Origin of the sequence: Bdellovibrio sp. BCCA (genome assembly GCF_037996825.1) — a bacterium.
In the GTDB taxonomy this organism is placed as follows: domain Bacteria; phylum Bdellovibrionota; class Bdellovibrionia; order Bdellovibrionales; family Bdellovibrionaceae; genus Bdellovibrio.
Genome location: NZ_JBBNAC010000001.1, coordinates 1 through 26,424, shown reverse-complemented (window position 1 = coordinate 26,424; position 26,424 = coordinate 1). Strand labels below are relative to the sequence as shown.

Here is a 26,424-nt window from a genome sequence, read left to right as displayed (position 1 = left end):
TTTAAAGCACTTAGTTAATTTTTAAATTATCTCCAAGCGGCTTTTGTGATGTCGAAACCGTAGCGGTTTACAGAGTCATCAGAAGTGAACACGATTTTCACATACTCGCCGTCAACTGGAGTAGAGAAAGAATCATCGTTTTTACCGCTGATAGTTGCTACTTTTTTACCGTTCGCATCGTAAAGGTCTACTTTATCGTAATCTCTTTCAGTATCGAATTTAGAGAAATACAAGGCGATTTGTTTCGCACCTGGAACACGTACTTCGTACGTTTCGTTTGATTTCTCTTTGTATGGATGAGCTGAAGAAACGTTTACGTTCACTGTTTGCCAGTTGATTGGATCATTTGGATCTGGAGCCGGCAAAGTGTTCGTCAACATCGCATAAGCATCAACCAAACCACCGCGGGATTTACCACGAAGACCTGCGATCGGTCTTGAAGTTGCGATGATTCTTTCTTTCATTTCTACGTTCGTCAAATTTGGTTCATTCGAAGCCAAAAGAACCGCCATACCAGACACGTGAGGTGTCGCCATAGAAGTTCCTGACCAAGAATCGTAACCGCCACCAGTGATTGATGAATAGATATTCACACCCGGAGCACCTACGTGAACTTTTGTTTTACCGTAATTCGAGAAAGAAGCGATTTGGCCTCTGTTGTCGATAGCTGCGACAGACAATACGTTTGGTACATCGTAAGTTGCAGGGTAAGTCGGATTCGCGTCGTTGTTGTTTGACTCGTTACCCGCTGCTGCTACGAACAAAGCGCCTGCTGCATTAGATCTTTCGATCGCTTGCTTCAAAGTTTCAGAGTAACCACCGCCACCCCAAGAGTTCGACATGATTTTCGCACCCATTTTAGTTGCGTAGTCGATACCTTTCAAAGCGCCGTCAAGAGAACCTGAACCGCTCGCAGAAAGGAATTTAACTCCCATGATACGAACATTCCAAGCCACACCCACGATACCTTTGCCATCGTTACCAGAAGCACCGATAGTACCAGAGCAGTGTGAACCGTGACCGTGGTCATCCAATGGATTTCCAGTTGGTTTGTTAGCGTCTACAAAGTTAGCACCGTGAATATCATCAACGATACCGTTACCGTCGTCGTCAACGCCTGGCTTGCCGTTAAGCTCAGCTTCGTTCACCCAAAGATTGTCTTTCAAATCTGGATGATTGTAGTCAACACCTGTATCGATAACAGCAACGATCACGTCTTTAGAACCCGTTGTGATATCCCATGCTTTTTCCGCACCGATATCCACACCCGCAATACCTTGACGGCGTTGAGAGTCGGCTTGTCCTGTGTTGATCATGCCCCACAATTGACCCAACATTGGATCGTTTGGAGTTTTGTTGATTCTGTAGATGAAGTTTGGTTCTACGATATCAACAAGTGGGTTTTCAGAAAGAGATTTTACAACGTTGGATTGAATCTCAAACACGGGTCTCTTGATCACAACGATGTTTTGACCAGGAATAGTGTCCTTGATGTATGAACCCAGTTGTTGGCTCAAAATGTTGATGTTTGATTTTGCAGAAACAGAATCTTTGAGTTTAACAATGTATTCGCCTGGAACTGATTCAGGTGCTGCTGCGAATGCACTGACTCCTGCTAGTAGCAAACCGACCATGGTTGCCTTGGAGGCTCTTCCGATAAGCCTTTTCATAAAAAACTCCTTCACTGGGTGATTTCAAACGTGCCAGTTCCAAAATGGTACCAATGTGAAGGTGAGCTGGTTATCAATATTCAGAAATTAAAATAGAAAGCTTCGATTTTTAGCTTAAGGTCTGGGCATTTCAATGCGTTTGTCGAGGAAAAAGCAGGGCTTTCTCCTAGTTCGCAGGACTAAGAAACGGCTTTTTTCCCAGACGAAGGTTGAGGATTCTCTTCAGAAAAATCAAAACTAAGCTGCTGCGGAGACGTGAGTTTAACAACTCGTTGTGGGTTCTCAGCGATTTCTTTCTTCTCTGACGGAGTTGTCACGTTCACTCCTGTCGAAGCTTTGATGAGATGTTTGATAAAGGCTTCTTTCACACTGTCAGGTGCGTTTTTGTTGAAGCCCAATTCTTCCATTAAGTTGCCAATCTTCTTCATAAGCCAATCCTTGGTCTAGTTTCGGAAGTTTGTTGTGTGAGCTTTAGAAGAAAATCAAAGGTGGGATGAACTAAAGATGTCTCTCATTGAGACAGACCCATGGTGCAAAGTTTAAAGGTTAATTGTCGGTCGAATTATTTAGATAATTTTTCGCTGCAGCGACGTATCTATATGAAATAACAAGAAAGCTTAGAGACAAAAAAAGAGGAGTCCCCATTAAGGACTCCTCTTTCCATTTATCGATTTTCGATTCTCTATTTTCTATCCCGCTTTCTATCCCGCGCCGCCGTCTTTGTGCTTCGGACGTTTTGTCGCATTCGCAACGAAGAATTCGCGGTTCATACGAGAGATGTTTGTAAGTTGGATTTCCTTAGGACAAGCCGCCTCACAAGCACCCGTTGTTGTGCATGATCCGAAACCTTCCGCATCCATTGCTGCCACCATGCGAAGAGCACGGTCTTTTCTTTCCACCTGACCTTGCGGAAGCAAAGCCATGTGAGAGATTTTTGCTGATGTGAACAATGCCGCAGAAGCATTTTTACAAGCTGCTACGCAAGCACCGCAACCGATGCACGTCGCTGAAGACATTGCTTCATCGGCATCCGCTTTCGGAACAAGCACAGAGTTCGCATCAACAGCGTTTCCTGTGTTAGCAGAAATATATCCACCTGCAGAAATGATACGGTCGAAAGCAGATCTATCCACCATCAAATCTTTAATCACAGGGAAAGAAGTCGCGCGGAAAGGTTCGATTGTTAAAACCGCACCGTCTGTGAAATTTCTCATGTGCAATTGGCACACTGTTGTTGATTTCATTGGACCGTGAGCTTCACCGTCGATCACAAAACCACAAGCGCCACAAATACCTTCGCGGCAGTCATGATCAAAGGCGATGGGCTCATCACCTTTACCGACAAGTTCTTCGTTCACAGCATCGAGCATTTCCAAGAAAGACGCGTCTTCAGAGACGTTCTTTGCTTGCAACTCAACAAATCCGCCCTGATCTTTTGGGCCTTTTTGTCTCCACACTTTCAAAGTCAAATTGATATGTTTACCAGCCATTTTACGCCTCTTATTTGTAACTACGAGTTGCTAGGTGTACGTTTTCGAAAACAAGTTCTTCTTTGTGGCGGACTTCTGGTTTGTTTTCACCAGTGTATTCCCAGGCAGCGACGTGACAGAAGTTCGCATCGTCACGTTTTGCTTCACCATCCACTTGGAATTCTTCACGGTAGTGACCACCGCAAGACTCTTGACGTTCCAAAGCATCACGGCACATCAACTCACCAAGCTCCAAGAAATCAGCAACACGTCCGGCTTTTTCAAGCTCGACGTTAAGGTAATTCGCATCACCAGGGATACGAAGGTTTTGCCAGAATTCTTCACGAAGTTTTGGAATCTCTTGCAGAGCTTTTTTAAGACCTGCTTCGTTACGGCCCATTCCACAGTATTCCCACATGATGTGACCAAGCTCTTTATGGAAGCTGTCCACTGTGCGATTACCTTTAATGCCCATAAGCTTAGAGATTTCTTTTTTCACTCCGTCTTCTGCCGCTTTGAATGCGTCGTTTGAAGTCGAAACTTTTTCAAGCTTCGTTCCACCAAGGTAGTTACCCAATGTGTAAGGAAGAACAAAGTAACCGTCTGCCAAACCTTGCATCAATGCCGAGGCACCCAAACGATTCGCACCGTGGTCAGAGAAGTTGGCCTCGCCGGCAACGAACAATCCTGGAATTGTTGATTCCAAGTTGTAGTCCACCCACAAGCCACCCATTGTATAGTGAGGAGCAGGGTAGATCATCATCGGTTGTTTGTATGGATTTTGACCTGTGATCTTGTCGTACATTTCAAACAAGTTTCCGTATCTCTCAGAAATCTTGTCTTCGCCTAAACGTTTGATCGCGTCTGCAAAATCCAAGTAAACCGCTTTACCAGTTTCATTCACGCCACGGCCTTCATCGCAGCGATATTTCGCCTGACGAGAAGCCACGTCACGAGGAGCCAAGTTGCCGAATGAAGGATACACGCGCTCCAAATAGTAATCGCGTTCGTTTTCTGGGATTTCATTTGGATGACGTTTGTCACCCACAGCTTTAGGAACCCACACGCGACCGTCGTTACGAAGAGACTCAGACATCAAAGTCAATTTTGACTGATTTTCTCCGTGAACAGGGATGCACGTTGGATGGATTTGTGTGTAGCAAGGATTTGCGAAGTAAGCGCCACGTTTGTGAGCTTTCCATGCCGCTGTTACAGCACAGTTCATCGCATTTGTAGAAAGGAAGAACACGTTGGAGTAACCGCCGGAAGCGATCACAACTGCGTCTGCTTCGTGAGATTCAATTTCACCCGTGATCAAGTTACGAACGATGATGCCGCGAGCTTTTCCGTCGACGATCACAAGATCCAACATTTCGCGACGGTAGCGAAGCTCCACGTTTCCGGCATCGACTTGTCTCATCATCTCTGAGTATGCACCCAAAAGAAGCTGCTGACCTGTCTGACCGCGAGCATAGAATGTACGAGAAACTTGCGCACCACCGAAGGAGCGATTCGCCAAAGTTCCGCCGTATTCGCGAGCGAATGGAACACCTTGAGCGACCATTTGATCGATGATGTTCGCTGATACTTCCGCTAGACGATAAACGTTAGCTTCACGCGCACGGAAGTCGCCGCCTTTTACAGTGTCATAGAAAAGACGGTAAGTAGAGTCGCCGTCGTTTTGGTAGTTCTTCGCTGCATTGATACCACCTTGTGCCGCCACAGAGTGCGCGCGACGAGGAGATTCATGAATGCAGAAAGCTTTTACTTTGTAACCAAGCTCACCCAAAGAAGCCGCCGCAGAGGCTCCCGCGAGACCCGTTCCCACAACGATGATAGAGTGTTTTCTCTTATTCGCAGGGTTGACAAGTTTGTAGTCGAATTTGGATTTGGTCCATTTAGATTCAATCGGGCCACTAGGAATTTTGCTATCTAATTTATTAGCCATTTTCAGTGCTCCTTAGTGTGCAATAAGAAAAAGGTAAAGAGGTTGAGCGATAAAACCAAGCGCCACAACAAATGCATAAGCGTAGCTTAGTTTTTTCCACGTATTGCGGTAAGTGCCTTCCATCAAACCGAGAGATTGGAAAGTGGAACCCACACCGTGACTTAAGTGATAGCCCAGAATAATCAAAGCAACCACATACCACGCAACGTAACCAGGGCTTTGGAAAACTTCTTCCATCAAGCGAGCCAGGTCACGCATCACCACTCCGTTTACAGTTGTTTCGTAGTGAGCGCCGTATTTGAAAGTGATCAAGTGAAGAATCACAAAGACAAGAATCAAAGAACCTTGAATCGCCATTGTGCGAGAAGCGAGAGTCGCTTTCTTTTTTCCGCTCGCAGCGACTGCGTACTTAGAACCTTTTGAAGCTCTATTGGCCGCTGTCAAAGAAAACGCCGTGTACACGTGAACAATCAACGCCAGAACTAAAACAGTTTCTGCGACGTAAATGATGTTACCGCTTGTAATCGCGTGCCCGTAAGCATTGTAAGCATCGTGGCTGACGAAAATTAATAGATTACCGGCCATATGTGCGAGAACAAATCCCGCCCAAATTAAACCAGTGATTCCCATTAAGTATTTTTTCCCGACGGTGGAACCGAGAAATCCAGACATGGTGTTGAACCCCTTGTTTTGTTGCTATGTATTTTCTCAATAAGTTTACAATTAACTTAACTCCGAGGCCTTCGGATTGTCTATGACACCCGTCATGTTTCGCAACACGTTAAATATGGAATTTAGTTTTGCCTTTCCTGGACTTGCGATAGAACAAAACCTCTAAAAAAACGGGGTAAAAACATGAAGATTTTTGTGTGTATCAAGCAGGTGCCCGACACCGAAACAAAGATTAAAATCACTCCCGACCAAAACGGAATCGACACGGCGGGAATTAAATGGGTTTTGAACCCTTATGACGAATACGCAGTTGAAGAAGCTGTGAAACTTCGCGACGCCAACCCAGGTTCTCAAGTGTGGGTTTTGAGCGTTGGACCAAAGGCGCGTGTTGTTGAATCTCTCCGCACGGCTTTGGCGATGGGATCTGATGAGGCGATCGTAGTAAATGCTGAAAATCTGGACAACTACTCCACAGCAAAAGCTCTGGCTGAAGTTATTAAGGCTGAGGGTGGCGCAAAAGTTATCTTCTCTGGAAAATTGGCGATCGACGATAATGCGTCTTCAGTAAGCCAAATGCTTGCTGAGTTCCTAAATGTTCCTCACACGACTGTGGTTTCTAAATTTGCATTCAATGGCGAAAACGTTGTTGTTGAGCGCGATGTTGAAGGCGGAGCTAAAGAAGTCGTGCAAATGATGACTCCAGCAGTTGTCGCTGCAAACAAAGGCTTGAACATGCCTCGTTACGCAAGTCTTCCTGGCATCATGAAAGCAAAAAAGAAAGTGATCAAAGAAATTGAATTCTCTTCTTTGAACATTCCTGCATCAGACATCAAAGTTAAATACACAAATTTCGCTCTTCCTGCTGAAAAACCTGCGGTAAAAATCATCGCTGGCGATGCTTCTGCACAAGCGGCTGAGTTGGTTAAACTTCTTCGCGACGAAGCGAAAGTTTTGTAAGGAGTACGAAATGGGTAAAGTCTTAGTTTTTGCTGAACAAACAAACGGAAAACTTAAACGCAGCTCGATCGAACTACTTCAGGCGGCGGCGAAATCTGGAAACACAGTTGCGGCTGTGGTTTTCGGTTCTCACGCAGGTGATGTGACGGCTGCAGCGGGTCACAATGGAGCAAATGAAGTTCATGTTGTGAAAGACGCTTCTTTGGATTCTTACAATCCAGAGCTTTTCACTGCAAACATCGCAGCGATCATCGAAAAAGTTCAACCTTCCATCATTCTTGCTTCTGCGTCTTCGACAGGTAAAGACTTGTTTCCTCGCGTAGCAGCTCGTTTGGGCGCGGGTGTGGCTTCTGATTGCACAGAGTTGAATATCTCTGGCGATTCAGTGACAGCAACAAAACCAATGTACTCTGGAAAATGCTTCGCTAAAGCGAATTTCGAAAACACGAATTTGAAAATCGTTTTGATGCGCGCAAATCAACTTCCAGTGGCAGCAGCGGACACTTCTAAGTCTGCAAACGTTGTTGAACAAGCGGTTGTAAAACCAGATCTTAAAACTTTGATCAAAGAAATCGTTAAAGGCACAAGCGAGAAGCTTGATTTGACGGAAGCAAACATCATCGTTTCTGGCGGTCGTGGTTTGAAAGAGGCTGCGAACTTCAAAATGTTGAACGACTTGGCTGACGTTCTTGGCGCGACTGTGGGTGCTTCACGTGCGGTTGTTGATGCCGGCTGGGTTGGTCACGGTATGCAAGTTGGACAAACTGGTAAAACAGTGGCTCCTTCTTTGTACATTGCTGTTGGTATTTCTGGCGCGATTCAACACTTGGCAGGTATGAGTGGCTCTAAAGTTATCGTTGCAATCAACAATGATCCAAACGCTCCGATCTTCCAAAAAGCGACATACGGAATTGTTGGTGACGCTTTTGAAATCGTTCCAAAATTGACGGAAGAGTTCAAAAAAGCTCTTCACCACTAATCGTGTTTAGAAAGTATATTCTTCCGATTATTGTTTTCGTTTTTTACCGAACCCTTTCATGGACATGGAGGGTTCGGGTCATCGAACCTGATTCTCTTCATAATTCTTTAGAACATAAAAAAGCAGTTGTTCTCGCTCACTGGCACGGTGACGAGCTCGCACTTCTTTCCATCGTAAAACGCTATCGAATCGCCACGATTGCATCGCAATCCAAAGACGGTGAGTTGATGGCAAAAGTTTTGAAATGGTTGGGTGCAAAAACCAGTCGCGGCTCTTCAACTCGCGGTGGAGTTCAAGCGCTCAAAGGTCTTTTGCGTTTAGTAAAAGACGGGGGAAATTGCAGCTTTGCAGTTGATGGCCCTAAAGGTCCGTTACACAAAGTAAAGCCCGGAGTTTTCGAACTTTCTCGTATGATTTCCGGTCCGATTTATGCCGCCGGAGTTGCCTGCGATCGCGCGATTCATTTTCCAAAATCGTGGAACAAAACTTTTCTCCCAAAACCTTTTGCGAAGGTGATCATTTATTGGGTGGGACCTCTTGCTCCCGTGTCTCGAGATGCAGATCCTAGAAACCCAGACCTTGCTCTAGAGTTAGAAGCTCTTTTACACCACGCAAGACAGCAAGCTCTTAAATTCATTGCGGATAATGATGCCTAGTGCTAGCGTTTTTAGGTGACGTGTATTCAACTTTTTAAAGGGACTTTTAAAGTATGAAACTTATTATCAGCATCTTGTTGCTCATCTCTGCAAACTCATACGCTCAAAAAGCCACAGATGTGGTCGCTCAGGTAGGCAAAAAAACAATCACCGTTGAAGAATTCAATAAGAAATACAACGAAGTGAAATCTCAAACGATCAATCCTCCAACAAAAGAACAATTCTTGGAAGATTTGGTTCGTTACGAAGTCGGTTTGCAAGAAGCTGAAAAACGCGGTCTTCAAAAAGATCCTGTCGTTTTAGATCGTTTTAACCAAGAGATGTACAAAGCTCTTCTTGAAAAAGACATCGGCCCACGCATCCAAAAAATCCAAGTTTCTGATAAAGAAATGCAAGAGTGGTACGCTAAGAATCCGGAACTTCGCACAAGCCATATCTTGATTGAGTTCAAACCAGGCGCAACGCAGACACAAATTGCTGAAGCAAAAAAACGCGCGACTGAAATCTTCGAAGAAGTTAAGAAAAGTAAAAGACCATTTGAAGAGCTTGTTAAATTGTATTCTGATGACGCTCTTTCAAAACAAGCTGGTGGCGACATCGGCTGGCAATCACGTGTAACACTTGTACCTGGATACTATGATGCGATCGTGAACATGAAAGTCGGTGAAATCAAGGGGCTCATCGAATCTCAGTTCGGCTTCCACATCATCAAGCTGACAGGTCGTAGAAGCTTTGAGAACGCAAACAAGCGTCAAATCAGAGCCGCTGTTTTCGATGAAAAAAGAAAACAGATCTTCAACGAGTACTTCGATAAGTTGAAGAAGTCTTACCCAATTAAAGAAAATAAGAGCGCCCTTTAATTAAGGAACTTGTTTTATGAAATTTCTAAAGAGCCCCGTTACTGCGGGGCTTTTTGCTTTTATGAGTCTCGCTTTGGCGGGTTGTCCATCCAGTTACCAAAAGCTTTCAACGAAACCCGTTGAAAAGGTGAACGATCACGTTTTGACTTCAAAACAATTCGCCAATCAGCTTGCACGAAGACTTCGTAACTTCGATGCTCTGGCCGCGAAAGATCCCAACAATATTCATCGTATTAAAGAAGAAATTCTGCGTGATTTTCTGGTGAAGAGTTTAACTCTAGATTGGGCTCGTGCTCAGAGTATTGTGATCTCTGAAACCATGCTGGATAAAGAAGTCGACAAATTGCGTGCAAACTATCCTGACGATCTTTCTTTCCGTCGTGCCTTGGCTTTAGAAAACCTGTCATTTTCAGAGTGGCGTGAAGAGCTTCGTTATTCACTTGTGGAAAAAGAGGTCTTTAAAAAGCTCAATGAAAAAGTCAAAGCGCCTAGTGATGAAGAAATCAAACGCTATTACGAAGATCACAAAGACCGTTATAAACGCAAAGAGCGTATTTATATTCGCCAGATCGTGGTGGATGAAGACGCAAAAGCAGACGCCATCAAAACCGATTTAAAAACGGGTGATTTTGCGGAGCTTGCCAGAAAATTTTCTATCACACCGGAAGCCAAAACAGGCGGCGTGGTTGGATGGATTGAAAAAGGTTCTGTCGATTACTTTGATCCTTTATTTAGCGCAGGAGCGGGCCTTCAGACTGTTAAAAGTCCCTTTGGTGTGCATTTAATCCGTGTTGAGAAAAAAGCACCGGCTACAACCTTGCCTCTTGAAGAAGTTAAATCACAAATTGTCCGGGCCCTAAAAGCGCAACGCGAGCAGGCAGAATACGTAGCTTGGCTTGATGCCCAGCTTAGAAGTAGTAAAGTCCTAAAGGACTACGAATTACTGAATACGATTAAAGTAGATACGCGAGGGCCCAATGATTAATATTCTCTTTTCTTTGCTAGTCGCTGTTCCCAGCCACGCTGAAGTTGTGGAAAAAACTGTGGCTATCGTAAATACCGAATTGGTTCTTGAATCTGATTTTAAAGAACTTGAAAAACGTATCGGCAAGCAAGGTCTTATCGATGATTCACTTCTTTTCGATAAGCCGGTGACAAGCCTTAAAGGAAATCGCAAAGCACAGCTTGATTATTTGATTAATGAAAAGTTGATTGAAGCTGAAGTCAAAAGACTCAACCTCACTGTTACAAATGACCGCGTTGAATCTGAACTTAAAGACATGGCAAAAAGAAACAACGTCAGTGAAGCTGAGCTTGCCAACATCATCAAAGGCCAAGGTGTTTCTTTTGAAGAATACAAAGTCTTCTTAAAAAGCAGCATTGAAAAGCGTTCTTTGATGGACTCAGAAATCATTTCAAAACTTCGTATCTCTGACGAAGACGCTTTGAACGAATATCTAAAAACAAATCCGAACAACCGTCCTTCGATTGACGAGTTTAGCGTGTCACACATCTTCTTTAGCCCTAAAAAAGGCGGAGCAGAGGCAGCCCTCAAGCGCGCGGAAACTGTGATGGGCAAACTTCGCAGTGGCGAAAGCTTTGAAACTTTGGCTCAGCAGTTCAGTGAAGACCCAAATTTTTCATCTGGGGGAAGCCTTGGAACATTTAAATCCGGCGAGTTCTTACCAGAGATTGAAGAAGCTATTTCCAATTTGAAAGTGGGCGAAACAACTCCGATCGTGAAATCTCGTATGGGTTATCACATCGTAAAGCTCACTGGAAAAAAACTGACGACAGATCCAAAGTTTGAACGCGCAAAAGAAGCCATCAAAGCAAGACTTCTTGAGGCCAGCTTCAAACGCCAACTGAAAACTTGGTTGCAAAACAAACGCGACGAATCTTTCGTTCGTATCAATGAGTAAACTGCGAATTGCTCTTACTACAGGTGATGTTGACGGCATTGGCTTTGAAGTCACTGCCAAAGCTCTGCATCACCTCGGTCCGCAAAAAAATGTTCAGTTTATTTTGTGGCGTACTGATGGCGGTGATCCTCGATACCTTAAACTTATCGATAAAAAATGGACACGCATCACTGTTGATTCTCTTGAAGAGGCTCTTAAAGTTGACGGCCCTTATTTGATCGATATTGCTTCTGATCTTTCACCTGCAGAGTGGGTTGAAATCAGTGCCAAGGCTTGTTTGCAAAAAAAGATCGATGGCATCGCGACAGCTCCTCTTTCAAAAACAAGTATCAAAGATTCCGGCTTTAAAGATCTTGGTCACACCGATATTTTAAAGCGCCTTTCAAAAGCCAAACACGTGAACATGGGTTTTGTTGGAGAAAAATTTAACGTTGTTCTTGCGACAGCTCACGTACCCGTTTCCAAAGTTTCAAAGAGTTTAAATTTTACGGTTCTTGCAGAGGCTTTAAAAAATGCTAACGAACTTCGTAAAAAACTTCCGGCGGCACAAAGCAAAAGACCCATCGGTGTTTTAGGATTAAATCCTCACGCCGGCGAAAAAGGTCTGATCGGAAATGAAGAGCTTCTTCTGTTTCCTCAGCTCATTAATTTTGCGAAAGAAAATAGAATCCCGATGGAAGGGCCGTTGGTGCCTGATGCTGCTTTCTTTGAATCCAATTGGAAGCGCTATTCGGTTTATTTGACTCTTTATCATGACCAGGGACTTATTCCATTTAAGATGATTCACGGGCAGGATAGTGGGGTTCATATCAGCCTTGGAATTCCTTTCATCCGCACAAGTGTGGACCATGGGACTGCAAAGGATATTTTTGGTAAAAATATCGCAAATCCGCATTCGATGATTGATTCCATTCGCTGGGCGATAAAATTAGCTCGACTCTAGAGCGCTAAAATTATATCTAAATATTTGAAATAATTGAGGTGATTTATGTTTCAACCCGTCATTTTTAGAGAATACGACATCCGCGGCGTTTACAACGGCCAATTCGACGACCACTTTGCTTATCTCCTGGGTCGCGCGTTTATCGTTTACATGAAAGACAATGCGGGCGTGACAAATCCGACAATCGCTTTGGGTCACGACGCACGCGAAAGCTCTCCAGCTATCATCAGAAATCTTGCAAAAGGGATGATGGAATCCGGAGCCAAAGTAATTCACTTAGGACTTGTGACAACTCCTGTTTGCTACTTCTCAACATTTGAGTTGAAAGGTGTCAACGGAGCCATTCAAGTAACAGGCTCGCACAATCCACCAGAGTACAATGGATTTAAAATTTCTGTGGGCAAAGGCACTATCTTTGGTGCAGAGATCCAAAAACTTCGCGAGATCATTCAAAAAAATCAATTCATTGATGGCAAAGGCTCTGAAGAGAGCTTCGATATCAAGCCTATGTACTACGAGCGCTACAAAAAAGAATTCGGCACAATCAAAGACACAAAAGTTGTTTTGGATTGCGGTAATGGTGCCGGTGGTTCTGTCGTGCGCGGTCTTTTCAATGCTGTGGGATTAAATCCAACAATTCTTTTTGAAGAACCAGATGGCAGATTCCCAAATCACCATCCAGATCCAACTGTTGAAGAAAACTTGGTGGACCTCAAAGCACAAGTTCTTAAAGAGGGTGCTGTTTGTGGCATCGGCTTTGACGGTGATGCAGATCGTATCGGTGTTGTCGATCACACAGGTCGCATGATTTACGGTGATGAATTGATGGTTGTGATTTCCCGCGCGATTCTTGAAACCCAAAAAGGTGCTAAGATCATTGGAGACGTGAAGTGTTCAGATCGTTTGTATCAGGACGTTGCAAAACACGGTGGCCAACCGATCATGTGGAAAACAGGTCACTCTTTGGTGAAAGAAAAAATCAAAGTAGAAAAGGCTCCCTTCGGTGGAGAAATGTCTGGTCACGTTTTCTTCGCGGATCGCAACTACGGTTACGACGATGCTCCTTACGCAGCTCTTCGTTTGGTAGAGATTTTGGCTAAAACAGGAAAGACGATTCCACAATTATTGGAAGGTCTTCCTCCAGCATTCAATACTCCTGAAATTCGCATCGACACGACAGAGGAGAAAAAAGTTTTGATCGTAGAAAAGATGATCGAGGCTTTCCCAGGTGGCCCGGGTGCTGATTACAAAGTGGATTTCACAGACGGTATCCGTTTGAGTTTCGCAGACGGGTGGGCCCTTTGCCGCTCTTCAAACACTCAACCTGTTGTGGTGGTTCGTTACGAATCTTCATCGCAAGCTGGCCTTGATAAGATCCGCAGCCGCGTTGAAGCGGTCGTAAATAAATATCTTTAATGAGATTTTCTTTTTCTGAGTTCACAAAAGCCCACTTAAATGAGTGGGCTTTTATTTTAGCGCCCTCGCCAGACCGTCCGTGTTTCACTCCCGTCAGGTTATTCAGTCCGTATCCCAGTCACTGGTCCTTGGACTGTGTTACTAGTTGGAAGCTGTTGCTTAAGACTCTTAATACTTAACAATAGTCAAGATTAGCAAAATGATCACAAGGATCACTTTAGTAATCTCAAGAACACGCCGAAGACGCAAATAGGTTTGTTTGCGCATCGGACACCTCCTGTTTTTTCGGACAGGAGATCCACCAAAAGCGAGTCTGGCTAAGGCCATTCTCGCTTTTGCATTTTTTGAGCCTGTTTATTTTTTAACTTATTTGAAGTTGTTCCTGTTCAAGGCCTACAGTCATCACAGCTCCAAGAGACGAAATCAGCGCAACTTCCTCATCAAATGAAAGAATTCTGCCGAACTTGAGATGAACACGGCTTTTCATATTAAAGCTGTAGATTTCAAACTCTTCGCCATCACTAACGATGCCACCAATATTTTTTATTTGTTTTTCAAGAGCTCGATTTTTTGAAAAATAAAAATATCGACTTTTTTTAATTGTGGGATGAGCCACTAAAGCGACTGCTGCGCGATCGTCTGCATTGATCACAGTATTAACATGCGGACCAACTCCAGAGAAAAGTTTTAAGTATAATTTTTCTATTTCTTCAGAGTATGTACTTAGACTTTTGATCACAACCACGTCAGGATGAATTTTTAATACGTTGTCAGAATGAAGCTCTTTTTCAGAAACAACCAAGACATAAGGTTTCTCCACAGGAAGATCCATGTTCTCCTTCCATTGAAGAATCGGGACGTCTTGATGTGCATTCCTAAAATGTTTCTGAATATATTCCGCCGTTTTTTCTAAACCGTCGACGCCAGTAACAACAATGGAAACCTTGCCATACAAACTCATGATAACTCTCCTCTCATCAGCCTTAAGTGGCTCTGATTTTTTTTCGATGGAGGAAAGGATGGTTTCGATTTGTTTCTTTTGTTCTTTGAGAAGCTCAGCTTCTTGATTAATCAAATCAAGTCGCGTGCGCATCGTGATTTTTAATTTTTTAGAATCAAGTGCGTGATCAGACTGCAAAAGACTTTTGATTTCAGCAAGGCTAAATCCCAAGTCCTTAAACTCTTTAAGACGTTTTGCCAAAGCCAGTTGTGAATCATCGTAATAGCGATAGCCGTTTTCTCCACGAGTGTGAGACCTAAGAAGTCCCATCTTCTCATAAAGACGCAAAGCTTTTGCCGAAACACCGATTGCTTTTGAAAATTGTCCGATCGTCAGCCAGTTCTTCATCCTAACCTCTAGATGAATCTCGGGCTTACCCTTGGGTCAAGGTCAATATGGAAAATGGAGAATCGAAAATGGAAAACAGAGTGGAGCAGGGAAAATAAAAAAGGCCAGGAAAAAATCCCAGCCTTTCATTCAATCGTTCTACCAAACCAACTAAGGTTGGCGATAAGGGTCTGAGCGCAAGGCGGAGGATCTCAGCTGCCACGTAGGCGTACTTCTGTACGCCGGAGAGCAAGTTGAGACCGCACAACGCAGTCGATCGGGCCCTTAGCGACGACCGACTAAGCCAAACGAAGAGCGATGATCAACGCGTAGATAACCAATGACTCGATAAGTGCAAGACCCAAGATCATTGGGATCAAAAGCTTACCAGAAGCTGCTGGGTTACGAGCGATACCATCAAGAGCTGTAGCAGCAGTTTTACCTTGAGCCATAGCGCCACCGAATACAGACAAAGCGATAGCGATAGCAGCAGCGATAGCTACCAAACCTTTATCAGAGTGAGCAGCAGCAGCTTCAACAGCTGGAGCAGCAGCGTCTTGTGCGAATGCAGATGCAGAAGCCAACAAAGCAACCATTGCAACGATCATTTTTTTCATGTGTGTTTCTCCTCAATATGAGTGGTTAATTTTGCTTCTTAGTGGTCGTGTGCAATCGCGAATGCCACATAAACCATTGAAAGCAATGTAAATACAAAAGCCTGAACAAAGCATACGAACAATCCCATCATGTAGAATGGAATTGGTACACCGATTGGAACGAGATCAAGGAACACAGACAATACTGTGTGGTCACCCATCATAACGTTCGCAAGACGAAGACCTAAAGAGAACGGACGAACAAAGTGTGAAACAAGTTCGATCACGAACATCAATGGAGCTAGGAAAATAACCGGACCCATGAAGTGCTTAAGGTATGCCACGATCCCGTTTTCTTTGATACCTTGGAAGTTGTAGAACAAGAACATCAAGCAACCGAAACCAAATGTCGTGTTGATGTTTTCAGTCGCAGGAGTCATTCCTGGAATCATACCGATTAGGTTGTTCAAAAGAATAAAGAAGAAAACAGAAGTGAAGAAAGGAACGTAGTGTTTACCGTGTTCACCGATAACCATCTCTGCAAGTCCGTCCATCATTTCAGTTAGCATTTCCATGATGCCACGAAGAGAGAATTTGCTAGCAGGAAGAACCGCAGTTTCACCTTTACCAAGAGATGCACGAGCAGCAGCTCCGATTGCAAATACACCAACAGTTGCAATACCCAAAGTTGCAACGTGATCGTAGTGATGACCTACTCCTGGAATAAGTTGTGTCCAGTTAAATGACATTGTCTTTTCCTTCTCTTTTCAAGGCTTCTTTCAGCGCATACACAATCGCTGAAAGAATAAAGCTCGCCACGCCCAAGGCAAACCACAAAGGGTTAAACCAAGAAAGCTTGACCAGCGTAAAGATAATAATCCCTAAAATCGCGTACTTAAATACAATGATTCCGATAGAGAGGGCAATCAGTTTCTTCTGAAAGATCCACCCAAAGCCAATTCCAAGAAGAAAAAAGCTGGAAAGAATCGTCAAAGCCCCAGCCACGAACGAAAAAGCCTGCTGTGGCGCATAAAAATAAGCCAAAAGGAGGCCACCCAGGAGTGTAGTGAGAGCTTGAACTGTAAGAACTATTTTCATTTTACCGATCGGATTTTTTAGAGCCCGCTTCTTCTTTTTCGTCTTCTTTTTGCATTCTGCGAAGAAGCCAAATCACTCTCCACAGCCATCCGATCAAAGCCGCAAACGTCAGCCCCACAAAGATGAGACCTTTCGTTTGATATTTTTGATCAAGGAATTGCCCTAGGTAAAAACACCCTAAGATCAAACCGACAAGTTCAAAGCCGATGGATGCAAAAATTATATACTTTTTCATTACTTCCTAAAGCCTTTCGCTCCGGGAGCATTTTTCATACGTTCTTGAAGTCGCTTAATACGAAGTTCTATATATTCGGGCGGGCTGTATTTGTTTTTGTATTCTTCCAAAACAGCGATCGCACTTTTGAAATCCAAATTTTCTTCATAACAAACAGCCAGAATCAAAGCGACGTTTTCCTGAATCGCTTTTTCCGGGAAGTTTTTAATGAGGTCTTTAAAAATATCCGCAGCCTTCGCAAAATCTTTGCGCGCAACTAGAATATTTCCTTTAAGCATCAACGCACTAAAACGAGTGTTGTCATCGCCTTTAAGTTTTAAGAGTGAATCAATTTCAGACTCTGCCTGGAAAAAGTTATTTTGATAATACTGAGCACGCGCCACGTTCATTTTATATTGAGCGGCTTCAAGATCCGTATGAGGCATCTGCTGAAGTTTGCTGTATTCAACAATCGACTCTTGATAGTTTTGAAGATTGTTAAAGTAAATCGCTGCGATTTGTTTCTGCGATTCTAAACGCTCTTTTTCATCAAGTGAGTGCAAAACAATAAAGTGATGATATTCGATCGCCTTATTGAAATCCTTAATTTCGAAAAAAGAAATCCTTGCAGCTTCGCGAGCCGCTTCCAGAGGATATTTTGTGGGATTATTTCTTTTAATGACTTTATCGAGATAGCTCAGGGCAATTCGGTAGTGCTCCTGAGCTATCTCTTTTTGTGCTTGCTTATAATCCGCCTCCTCTTGGGAAGAGCAGGCGGTGAGTGCCAGCACTAAGGCAATCAGAAAAACTCTGATCATCTTAGTGAGTGACTCCTGCTGGAGGAGCCGCTGCTGCCGGTGTCTCTTCAGGAGTTTCATCCTCTTCAACAACCGCAACACCTGTGACAGTTTCTTCTTTTTCATCGATGTTGATCAAACGAACACCTTGAGTGTTACGTCCTAGAACAGAGATGTCCGTCACTTTCATGCGGATCACTTGTCCTTTATCAGTCGAAAGAATCAGTTCCATTTTTTCTGAAACTTTTTTCGTTCCGATAACAACGCCGACTTTGTCTGTCGTTTTCTGAGTGATGATACCCACACCACCACGAGATTGGATGCGGTATTCTTCAACTTCAGAGCGTTTTCCGTAACCTTTTGAAGTCACCATCAAGATAGTATCTTTTGTGTTTTTCTCAAGAACTTCCATCGCCACAACAACGTCGTCTTTCGCAAGTGTGATAGCTTTCACGCCGCGAGCCGTACGACCCATTCCACGCACGTCTTCTTCGTTGAAACGAATCGACATACCTTCTTTGGTTGCTATGAAGATATCGCTTTGGCCGTCAGAGATCTTTACGTCGATAACGCCGTCTTCAAGATCTGTCGTCAATGCGATGATACCTGCGGTTCTTGGATTTGCGAAAGAATCCAAAGACGTTTTCTTGATGATCCCTTTTTCAGTGAGCATCACAACGTATTTGTTTTCGCTAAACTCATCCACCGGAAGAATCGCACGAACGCTTTCACCACTAGAAAGTTGAACCACGTTTGCAAGTGATTTCCCTTTCGAAGTTCTGCTTCCTAGAGGAAGTTTATGAACTTTACACCAGTAAACTTTACCCTTATCCGTGAAGACAAGAAGCATCGTTTTCGTGCTAGCAGAGAAGAGATCCGTTACATAGTCTTCTTCTTTCGTTTCCATACCCTTCAGACCTTTACCGCCACGTTTTTGCACGCGGTATTCGGCTGTTGGCATACGCTTGATAAGACCTGTGTTTGTGACAGTCACAACCATGTCTTCATCAGCAATCAAATCTTCGTCTTCGATATCATCAAGGCTGCCTTGGATTTGCGTACGACGAGGATCTGCGTAACGTTTTTTAATATCTTCAAGTTCAGTTACGATAATTTTGTAGATTTCACGAACGTCCGAAAGAACGAATTTCAACCAGTCGATTTGTTTCATCAGTTCTTCAAGTTCAGCGATGATTTTATCACGTTCTAAACCTGTCAAACGTTGCAAACGCATTTCGAGGATCGCAATCGCTTGTTTTTCAGAGAATTCAAATTTCGACATCAAGGCTTCGCGAGCGGCATTAGCCTCTTTAGAAGCGCGGATTGTTTTAATAACTTCTTCGATATGATCGAGAGCTTTTTTTAAACCTTCCAAGATGTGTGCGCGCTCTTGGGCTTTCTTAAGTTCGAAGATACAACGTTTCGTAACAACGTCACGACGGTGATCCACGAAAGCTTCAAGCATGCCTTTCAAATCAAATGTCACCGGTTGATTTTTCGCATCAAGCGCAAGCATGATGATACCAAGAGACGTTTGCATTTGAGTGAACTTGTAAAGGCGATTCAAAATCACGCTGGCATTTTCACCGCGTTTTAGTTGGATCACGATACGCATACCTTCACGTGAAGACTCATCGCGGATATCAGAGATACCTTCGATTTGTTTATCACGAACAAGGTCCGCAATCGATTCGATCAATTTCGCTTTATTCACCTGATACGGAATTTCCGTAACGATGATTTCTTCACGGTCTTTCACTTGAACAATTTCAGCAACGGCTTTCAAAGAAATAATACCGCGGCCTTTTTTGTAAGCTTGCAAGATACCTTCGCGACCTGCGATCACACCGTAAGACGGGAAGTCAGGGCCCTTGATATGTTGCATGAGATCTTCAAGCTGACAGTCAGGGTTGTTGATCAAGTGCACGCAGCCATCGATCACTTCGCCCAAGTTGTGCGGCGGAATATTTGTCGCCATACCAACGGCGATACCCGCAGAACCATTCACCAAAAGATTCGGGAATTTCGCAGGAAGAACTGTTGGAATTTGAAGAGAGTCATCGTAGTTCGGACCAAATGAAACGGTTTCTTTTTCAAGATCGTTCAGAAGTTCTTCAGCCAAATTTGTTAAACGGATTTCCGTGTAACGCATGGCTGCCGGATTATCACCGTCGATAGAACCGAAGTTTCCTTGGCCATCCTCAAGCGGGTAGCGCAAAGAGAAATCTTGCGCCATACGAACCATCGTATCGTATACAGAAGCGTCACCGTGAGGATGGTATTTACCGATTACGTCCCCGACCACACGAGCCGACTTCAAGTACGGTCTGTTATGGCGGTTGTTCATTTCATTTTGTGCGAAAAGAACACGACGGTGCACGGGTTTTAAACCATCACGCACGTCTGGAAGAGCACGGCCTACGATCACGGACATCGAATATTGAAGGTAGGCTCCACGCATTTCCTTGCTAATATCGACGCGGGTTACACCCTTTTCATCTTGATTATTTTCCATAATAACTCACCAACTTAAAACTAAAAATTAAACATCCAAAGAACGGGCAAGAAGAGCATTGTCGTGGATAAATTGACGACGAGGCTCAACCATTTCGCCCATCAGAATCGAGAAAGTTTCATCGGCCGCAACAGCGTCATCGATCGTCACTTTCAAAAGAGTTCTGTTTTCTTTATTGAGAGTTGTGTCCCACAACTGCTCTGGATTCATCTCTCCCAATCCTTTGTAACGTTGGATGTAGATTCCTTTTTTCGTCGACTCCATCACATGTGTGTAGAAATCGTTGTAACTTTCAAAAGGAATTTCCGTTTCGCCTTCAAGGATCGTGAGTGGCAATGTGCTGATCGCTTGGATTTCAGCCCAGATCTTACGAAGCTCGATGATTTCTGAAGAACGAAGGTTCTCCGCACCGAACTTAGTCATCATGCGATCTGCGTAGCGAACTGTGTAGATGTCAGCATAAGATTTGCCGTTTTCATCTTTTTTAACTTCGCCTTTGTATTCTGTAATTCCAAGTTTTGGATCTGAATTAATCCATGCACCCAAATCTTTAAGAGCAGATTCCATTTTCTTTTCGTCAGCCACAAGAGTTTCGAAATCTCCCACTTTGCTAAGTAGGAAATACAAAACGTCTTTATCGTATTTCTTAGAAGAAACACGAAGTAGGTTGTTGAATTTTTGAATATTCAAAATCAATTGACGAAGATCTGCTTCTTTTAAGCTTTCTTTGCCTTTGATTTTGAAATTTCCAAGACCTGAACTCAAAAGATACTCAGTCAACGCCGCTTCATCTTTCAAGTAAGTTTCTTCTTTACCTTTTTTTGCACGGTAGAGTGGTGGTTGCGCAATATATACATAACCACGTTCAAGAACTTCCGGCATTTGACGATAGAAGAATGTCAAAAGCAGAGTCATGATATGCGATCCATCGACGTCGGCATCGGTCATGATAATGATTTTATGATAGCGGATTTTATCCACGTTCACATTGTCTTTACCGATTCCAGTGCCCAGTGCTGAGATGATAACTTTGATCTCTTCAGAAGAAATAATTTTATCAAAACGCGCTTTTTCTACGTTGAGGATTTTACCTTTCAAAGGCAAAATCGCTTGCGTGCGACGATCGCGACCTTGTTTCGCGGAACCACCGGCAGAGTCTCCCTCCACCAGGTACAACTCGCAAAGTGCTGGATCACGTTCTTGGCAGTCCGCCATTTTACCTGGCAAAGACCCACCATCCAAAGCTGTCTTACGGCGAGTAAGATCACGGGCTTTACGAGCCGCCTCACGCGCACGAGCCGATTCCACGCACTTAGAAATAATATTTTTTGAAACAGACGGGTTGCGATCCATCCAGTCCGCTAGTTTTTCATTTACCATGGACTCAACGATACCTTTAACTTCGGCGTTACCAAGCTTCGTTTTCGTTTGTCCTTCGAATTGCGGTTCACGAACTTTCACAGAAATAACGGCTGCCAAACCTTCGCGGATGTCTTCACCCTCAAGATTTGTTTTTAAATCTTTCAAAAGATTTTTTTCAGTCGCATACGCATTTGTTGTACGAGTGAGTGCCGCACGGAAACCAACTAGGTGAGTACCACCTTCGTGCGTGTTAATGTTGTTACAGTATGTGAAAATAGATTCTGAGTAAGAATCATTCCACTGCATTGCAATCTCAACATCGACATTGTCTTTTTCACCTTTGAAGTAAACGACTTCATTGTGAAGAGATTTTTTAGACTGGTTCATGTACTTCACGAACTCAGCAACACCTTCAGCGTATTGGAAATCTTGTTTTTTTCCAGTGCGCTCATCCGTCAACGAAATATGAAGGCCGGCATTTAAGAAAGCCAATTCACGGAAACGATTTGCAAGAGTGTTGAAATCGTAGACGACTGTTTCGTCTTTGAAAATATCACGGTCTGGTTTGAACGTTGTTTTCGTACCAGTTTTTGTTGTTGGTTCACCTTGCTGAATCGGCGCAAGAATTTTTCCACGCTCGTAGTTTTGTCTCCAGAAATAACCATCACGCTGAACTTCAACATTCACACGAGTTGAAAGCGCATTCACAACGGAAGCACCCACACCGTGCAAACCACCAGAAACTTTGTAACCGCCACCGTCGAATTTACCGCCGGCATGAAGAACGGTCATAACAAGTTCAAGAGCTGATTTTCCAGTTTGTTTTTGAACAGCCACAGGAATACCACGGCCGTCATCTTCAACAGTGACTGACTCGTCGGCATTGATAGAAACTTTGATTGATTTGCAATAACCGGCAAGATGTTCGTCTACCGAGTTATCCACAATCTCATACACAAGGTGGTGATAACCTTTGAAAGCCGTATCACCAATATACATCCCTGGGCGTTTACGAACGGCTTCAAGTCCTTCAAGAACCTGAATCGAATCGGCGGAATATGTTTTTTGTTCTTCAACTGACACTGGGTACCCCTCACTAGCTAGCGAGCTTTAGCGAAAACTAAAACTGCGTTAATCAAGGATGTGACCATCCTTAATGCGCAACACGGAAAGCTGATCGAGGCTGAAAGACTCAGGCAATGTAAAATCTGTGGTTGTCACAAAAATCTGCGTATTGATCTCGTGTAAGAACGTAATCAAGGCATCTCTTTTGGCTTTATCAAGCTCAGATAAAACATCATCTAGCATCAGCACGGGATAGGTTCCGTGAGCCTTCCTATGATACATTATTTGGGCCATTTTGAAAGACAATATGATGGCTCTTTGCTGCCCTTGGCTACAATAAAATCTTGAGTCTTTTTGCCCATATAGAAACACAATATCGTGCTTATGAGGACCCACTAGACTGGAACCTGAAGAGAGCTCCGCATCATGCAGTTCTTGAACACGTTTTTGAAGTGCAAAATAGACTTCTTCTCGCGAAAATTTCACCGCATTCTGATCAGAAATCACATATTCCACGGAGATATCCACAGACGAATTGCCAGAAATGTATTGCATGGCATTATTAAACTCTTTGGAAAGCCCAGCCAAAGCGGTGATGCGGGCGTACGCTAAATCGGCTCCTAAACGCAAGAATTGGGGGTTTAGAGCCTCCAAAAGGTTTTCCGTGACTACTTTGTCGTTCAGACCTTCCAAATAGTTTTTAAGGATCTTGTTACGCGTTTTTAGAGATTTCCTATAATCCGCGATCAAATCCGCATTTTTCCGATCAAAAGTAATCAGCAATTCATCCACAAGTTCACGGCGATGATCCGCGCCTTCTTTGATCGAAGAAAGACTTTCGGGACTGAATACTACACTCGCAAATATTTTTCGAATGTCTGTAGAGCTCACACGTTTTTCATTAAGCGTAAGAACTTTGCGACTTTTTGAAAGACCTAGTTTTAATTTGTAGTGAAGATCATTTTGACTAATCAAAGCTTGGATAAGCGCTTCTTGATTATTGGAATTGATCAGAGTGCGATTGTCAGAGTAGCGAAAAGAATCTCCTTGAGAGATCAGATACATGGCTTCAAGGAGATTTGTTTTACCTTGGCCGTTCTCTCCGACGAAAACATTCACTCGCGGAGAGAAGGGAATGACGACGTCCCGATAATTTCGAAAATTAACAAGACGAAGTCTTTCAAAGATCATCAGATTCTCATTGGCATCACAACGCAAGTGTAACTTGCATCGTTGTGCGGTCTCATAAGTCCTGGAGAAAGATGGTCGTTCAATTCAAAATCAATTTTTTCTTGATTCATGCTCGTCAAAATATCAGTGATGTATTTTGCATTGAAACCAATTTTGATTTCGTTACCTGAATACTCAACTTCGATTTCTTCTTTCGCATCACCCAACTCAGGATTGTTCGAAGAAATTTCCATACGGCCGTTTGAAAGATTCAAAAGAACCGCTTTTGATTTTGCATTCGCCAAAAGGGATACACGTTTTAGTGAAGTCAAAAACGCTTCTCTAGAGATCATCACTTTTTGATTCAGCTTCTGTGGAATAAACTGTTGATAATTCGGGTACTTTCCTTCGATCAAACGAATCATCAAAATTGTTGATGAATGTTTAAGTACGAATTGAGAACCTTCAATGGCGATTTCCACAGAACCGTCGATGCTCTCAAGAATTTTCTTAATTTCGTGAAGACCTTTACGAGGAATGATCACGCCTTGAGTGGCATTCACTTTCACTTCGCTAGAAGGTTTATTCACAAGACTCATACGGTGACCGTCTGTTGCCACCATTTTAAATCCACCTTGAGAATTCAACTCAAAGAAGACCCCATTTAAGTGGTAACGAGTTTCATCGTTCGATACAGAATAAATTGTTTTATCAATCATCTCTTTCAACACTTGTGCTGAAATCGTGATGAAGGCTTGAGAATTGTACGTCGGGAAGATTGGATATTCTTCAGCAGAGATACCCACAATCTTTGATGTGTATTTCCCTTGTTTGATCTCAAGCCAGTTATTATCTTTTTTGATTAAAGTGATTGGACCTTCAGAAAGTTCTTTCGCGATATCAAAAAGACTTTTTGCACTGACTGCAACTTTTCCTGCTTGATGAACTTGTGCTTTGATTTGATCAGTAAGACTGACTTCCAAATCTGTTGCAAAAACTTTTAAAGAGTTTGAATCCGCTTCTAAAAGAACGTTGATGAGGATGGGCATTGTGTTGCGCTTCTCAACAATGTTCTGAGTTTTTCCGATAAGGCTTAATAAATCTCTCTTATCAATTTCAAGTTTCATGAAAACCTCTTTACTTGGATTCTTACCCATCTCTTATTAACTATTACTTATATATATAAATACTAGTAGTAGTAGTAGGGGCGTGGAAAACCTAACAAATCTCTTAAATACCTGTAAACACTAAAAAACAGTTGTGGATAAGGACTCTGTACAAACTCGCAGAAAGTGCCTCGAAATTGGGGGTAACTTCTATCCACATTACGAGCCCCAAACTCTTCCACAACTCTTTCCACAGTCCACATTCACACACCTGTGATATTGTGGATCCTTGTTTCTAAATCTTCGATATCTTTAGAAATATCTTGATCCGTCGCCTGTAGATTCTTAACCCTTTCAAGCGCATTCATCACCGTCGTGTGATCTTTTCCGCCAAAAGCCTTCCCGATATCCACCAAAGATTTGTCGAGAAACTTCTTAATTAAGTACATCGCAATTTGACGTGGAACGACAATCGGCTTCGCACGAGTAGAGGATTTAAGGTCCAAAACGCGTACTTTATAGTGATCAGCAACGATCTTCATGATCTCTTCCACAGAAATCGTGGATTGAGTTTCATGGTGCGAAAGAATGCGTTTCACAAGCTCATAATCAATCGGAAGACCTTGAAGTTCAGAGAACATCTTCACCTTCTTAAGGTTGCCTTCAAGTTCTCTGATCGATCTTTTGGATATTCTGGCGATGTAATTTGCGACGTCTTCTGGAAGACGTACATTAAATTTCTCGGCCTTATAACGAAGAATCGCGATACGCGTTTCTAAATCCGGCATTGTGATATCTGCAATAAGCCCGCGTTCCAAACGCGTACGACTGCGATCTTCAAGGCCGTGAATATCCTTCGGCATACGATCACTCGCCAAGATAACCTGCTTACGGCTATCAATGAAACTATTGATCGTGTGGAAAAACTCTTCTTGAACAGCTTCACCACGCGCGATGAACTGCACGTCATCCACTAATAGAATGTCGGAGTTTTCGCGGTATTTTTGGCGGAACTTATCCATCTCATGACGACGAATCGCCGAGATACATTCATTCATAAAGCGTTCAGCTGAAATATATGTAATTCTAAGTTGCTGATATTGATCACGAATATGGTTACCAGCGGCGTGCAAAAGATGCGTTTTACCCATCCCAACCGGTCCATATATATAGAGGGGATTGTAATCATCAGCGCCCGGGTTTCTTGCTACGTTATAGCAAGCTGCATGAGCAAATTCAGAATTTTTACCCACGACGAAGGTCGAAAAAGTAAGTTCAGAATTAAGAGTATCCGGACCCCCAGATCTTGGTTGAGTAGTCTGAATACTCTGAGCACGAGCTAATTGAGCTTGGAGGATCTCTGTACCACCTAATGTCTCATCTTGAGCCGTTGAGCTTTCGATATGGGTGTTTACTTTGTTCCCCGTAATACTAAACTCAACCTCAAATGGTTTTCCATAAGTATCTGAAATCTCAGTATAAATTTTATCCTGAAGGTTCTCGATCACGAAATACTGGTGTAAAGCATTTGGGACCCCAAGTATTAAACGAGGGCGTTCAATGCTACCCGATGTACTTACGTATTCAATCGGATCAAGCCAGGTATCCAATAACTTGTTGTTATCGTTCCTGCTTTTCATCTTAGTTTTGATAAGTGTCCAAAAAGACGAGTTTAATTCCAC

Annotated in this window: 24 protein-coding genes; 8 read left to right on the top strand and 16 right to left on the bottom strand. The window is 43.2% G+C overall.

Annotated features, from left to right (window positions below; translation table 11 throughout):
- Nucleotides 1–26: 26 nt before the first annotated feature.
- The 5 genes from AAAA78_RS00120 to AAAA78_RS00100 all read right to left on the bottom strand — a co-directional run bounded on the left by AAAA78_RS00120 (nt 27) and on the right by AAAA78_RS00100 (nt 5,759).
- Nucleotides 27–1,670, bottom strand: a complete 1,644-nt coding sequence (locus AAAA78_RS00120) for a S8 family serine peptidase (RefSeq protein ID WP_340589640.1) — start codon at nt 1,668–1,670, stop codon at nt 27–29.
- A gap of 179 nt (nt 1,671–1,849) precedes the next feature.
- Nucleotides 1,850–2,098 carry a hypothetical protein gene (locus tag AAAA78_RS00115; protein ID WP_340589638.1) on the bottom strand — a complete coding sequence of 83 codons (249 nt, stop codon included), beginning with the start codon at nt 2,096–2,098 and terminating at the stop codon, nt 1,850–1,852.
- A gap of 273 nt (nt 2,099–2,371) precedes the next feature.
- Nucleotides 2,372–3,160, bottom strand: a complete 789-nt coding sequence (locus AAAA78_RS00110) for a succinate dehydrogenase/fumarate reductase iron-sulfur subunit (RefSeq protein ID WP_295904237.1) — start codon at nt 3,158–3,160, stop codon at nt 2,372–2,374.
- A 10-nt stretch (nt 3,161–3,170) separates the two neighbouring features.
- Complete coding sequence (locus tag AAAA78_RS00105) at nt 3,171–5,087, bottom strand: fumarate reductase/succinate dehydrogenase flavoprotein subunit (RefSeq protein ID WP_340589636.1); 1,917 nt, start codon at nt 5,085–5,087, stop codon at nt 3,171–3,173.
- Nucleotides 5,088–5,099: 12 nt separating this feature from the next.
- On the bottom strand, nt 5,100–5,759 hold the full coding sequence (locus AAAA78_RS00100; RefSeq protein ID WP_340589634.1) for a succinate dehydrogenase cytochrome b subunit: 660 nt from the start codon (nt 5,757–5,759) through the stop codon (nt 5,100–5,102).
- A gap of 183 nt (nt 5,760–5,942) precedes the next feature.
- On the opposite strand from AAAA78_RS00100, the gene AAAA78_RS00095 reads away from it, so the two are divergent.
- The 8 genes from AAAA78_RS00095 to AAAA78_RS00060 are packed head-to-tail and all read left to right on the top strand — an operon-like array spanning nt 5,943 to nt 13,492.
- Nucleotides 5,943–6,716 (top strand): electron transfer flavoprotein subunit beta/FixA family protein, encoded by a 774-nt coding sequence (locus AAAA78_RS00095; RefSeq protein ID WP_340589632.1) that lies wholly within the window; start codon nt 5,943–5,945, stop codon nt 6,714–6,716.
- A gap of 10 nt (nt 6,717–6,726) precedes the next feature.
- Nucleotides 6,727–7,695 (top strand): electron transfer flavoprotein subunit alpha/FixB family protein, encoded by a 969-nt coding sequence (locus tag AAAA78_RS00090; RefSeq protein ID WP_340589630.1) that lies wholly within the window; start codon nt 6,727–6,729, stop codon nt 7,693–7,695.
- Between the two features lie 2 nt (nt 7,696–7,697).
- A complete protein-coding gene (locus AAAA78_RS00085; protein ID WP_295904246.1) occupies nt 7,698–8,351 on the top strand; it encodes a lysophospholipid acyltransferase family protein in 654 nt (217 codons plus the stop codon).
- 53 nt (nt 8,352–8,404) lie between these two features.
- A complete protein-coding gene (locus tag AAAA78_RS00080; protein ID WP_340589629.1) occupies nt 8,405–9,211 on the top strand; it encodes a peptidylprolyl isomerase in 807 nt (268 codons plus the stop codon).
- A 16-nt stretch (nt 9,212–9,227) separates the two neighbouring features.
- A complete protein-coding gene (locus AAAA78_RS00075) occupies nt 9,228–10,196 on the top strand; it encodes a peptidylprolyl isomerase (protein ID WP_340589627.1) in 969 nt (322 codons plus the stop codon).
- On the top strand, nt 10,189–11,133 hold the full coding sequence (locus tag AAAA78_RS00070; RefSeq protein WP_340589626.1) for a peptidylprolyl isomerase: 945 nt from the start codon (nt 10,189–10,191) through the stop codon (nt 11,131–11,133). Before AAAA78_RS00075 ends, AAAA78_RS00070 begins: the two co-directional genes overlap by 8 nt.
- A complete protein-coding gene (locus tag AAAA78_RS00065; RefSeq protein WP_340589625.1) occupies nt 11,126–12,076 on the top strand; it encodes a 4-hydroxythreonine-4-phosphate dehydrogenase PdxA in 951 nt (316 codons plus the stop codon). Before AAAA78_RS00070 ends, AAAA78_RS00065 begins: the two co-directional genes overlap by 8 nt.
- Before the next feature lie 45 nt (nt 12,077–12,121).
- Nucleotides 12,122–13,492 (top strand): phosphomannomutase/phosphoglucomutase, encoded by a 1,371-nt coding sequence (locus AAAA78_RS00060; RefSeq protein ID WP_340589623.1) that lies wholly within the window; start codon nt 12,122–12,124, stop codon nt 13,490–13,492.
- Between the two features lie 361 nt (nt 13,493–13,853).
- Here the strand turns inward: AAAA78_RS00060 and AAAA78_RS00055 are convergent, their stop codons facing one another.
- The 11 genes from AAAA78_RS00055 to dnaA form a co-directional block, all read right to left on the bottom strand.
- Nucleotides 13,854–14,840, bottom strand: a complete 987-nt coding sequence (locus AAAA78_RS00055; RefSeq protein WP_340589622.1) for a MerR family transcriptional regulator — start codon at nt 14,838–14,840, stop codon at nt 13,854–13,856.
- A gap of 278 nt (nt 14,841–15,118) precedes the next feature.
- Entirely contained in the window at nt 15,119–15,436 is a 318-nt protein-coding gene (locus AAAA78_RS00050; RefSeq protein ID WP_295901255.1) for an ATP synthase F0 subunit C, read from the bottom strand.
- A gap of 38 nt (nt 15,437–15,474) precedes the next feature.
- Complete coding sequence (gene atpB / locus AAAA78_RS00045) at nt 15,475–16,164, bottom strand: F0F1 ATP synthase subunit A (RefSeq protein WP_340589621.1); 690 nt, start codon at nt 16,162–16,164, stop codon at nt 15,475–15,477.
- On the bottom strand, nt 16,154–16,513 hold the full coding sequence (locus AAAA78_RS00040) for a hypothetical protein (protein WP_340589620.1): 360 nt from the start codon (nt 16,511–16,513) through the stop codon (nt 16,154–16,156). The genes atpB and AAAA78_RS00040 overlap by 11 nt, the downstream gene beginning before the upstream one ends.
- 1 nt (nt 16,514) lies before the next feature.
- Nucleotides 16,515–16,748 carry an AtpZ/AtpI family protein gene (locus AAAA78_RS00035; RefSeq protein ID WP_295901247.1) on the bottom strand — a complete coding sequence of 78 codons (234 nt, stop codon included), beginning with the start codon at nt 16,746–16,748 and terminating at the stop codon, nt 16,515–16,517.
- Nucleotides 16,748–17,545 carry a tetratricopeptide repeat protein gene (locus AAAA78_RS00030; protein WP_340589619.1) on the bottom strand — a complete coding sequence of 266 codons (798 nt, stop codon included), beginning with the start codon at nt 17,543–17,545 and terminating at the stop codon, nt 16,748–16,750. Before AAAA78_RS00030 ends, AAAA78_RS00035 begins: the two co-directional genes overlap by 1 nt.
- A gap of 1 nt (nt 17,546) precedes the next feature.
- Nucleotides 17,547–20,039 carry a DNA gyrase subunit A gene (gene gyrA, locus AAAA78_RS00025; RefSeq protein ID WP_340589618.1) on the bottom strand — a complete coding sequence of 831 codons (2,493 nt, stop codon included), beginning with the start codon at nt 20,037–20,039 and terminating at the stop codon, nt 17,547–17,549.
- A 27-nt stretch (nt 20,040–20,066) separates the two neighbouring features.
- On the bottom strand, nt 20,067–22,484 hold the full coding sequence (gyrB, locus tag AAAA78_RS00020; RefSeq protein ID WP_340589617.1) for a DNA topoisomerase (ATP-hydrolyzing) subunit B: 2,418 nt from the start codon (nt 22,482–22,484) through the stop codon (nt 20,067–20,069).
- A gap of 48 nt (nt 22,485–22,532) precedes the next feature.
- Complete coding sequence (gene recF, locus AAAA78_RS00015) at nt 22,533–23,657, bottom strand: DNA replication/repair protein RecF (RefSeq protein WP_340589616.1); 1,125 nt, start codon at nt 23,655–23,657, stop codon at nt 22,533–22,535.
- Nucleotides 23,657–24,763 (bottom strand): DNA polymerase III subunit beta, encoded by a 1,107-nt coding sequence (dnaN, locus tag AAAA78_RS00010; RefSeq protein WP_340589615.1) that lies wholly within the window; start codon nt 24,761–24,763, stop codon nt 23,657–23,659. Before dnaN ends, recF begins: the two co-directional genes overlap by 1 nt.
- A 242-nt stretch (nt 24,764–25,005) precedes the next feature.
- Nucleotides 25,006–26,424 (bottom strand): chromosomal replication initiator protein DnaA (gene dnaA, locus AAAA78_RS00005; protein WP_340589613.1); only part of this gene is annotated, 1,419 nt, incomplete at its 5' end.